Origin of the sequence: Anaerovibrio lipolyticus, assembly GCF_021531495.1 — a bacterium.
Taxonomy (GTDB): Bacteria; Bacillota; Negativicutes; order Selenomonadales; family Selenomonadaceae; genus Anaerovibrio.
Genome location: NZ_JADYTY010000113.1, coordinates 1 through 274, shown reverse-complemented (window position 1 = coordinate 274; position 274 = coordinate 1). Strand labels below are relative to the sequence as shown.

General features: G+C 34.7%; 1 pseudogene. It reads left to right on the top strand.

Annotated features, from left to right (window positions below):
• Positions 1-92 precede the first annotated feature (92 nt).
• Positions 93-274 (top strand): annotated as a pseudogene (locus tag I6E26_RS11160) (IS701 family transposase); the annotation flags it as partial.

Here is a 274-nt window from a genome sequence, read left to right as displayed (position 1 = left end):
AGCATAAAACATTCTGGTCTATCGATAAATATATGGTGCGCAAACATATAGGGATTGAACGTCTCTTAAACATGATAAATATTGCTCATAGTATGACAAAGATACTGCCGTATATAGATAATATGTTTTATGAATATAGGAATATGAGTGCCCAGGAATTTAGACATAAGTTAAATGAGCTGATAAACAAGGAAATATTTTTTGGCAGTTTGGCTGATTGTGCCCAAACTGCCAAAAATTCCGATATCATCATGGAGTTCTTGGCAGCTATGGG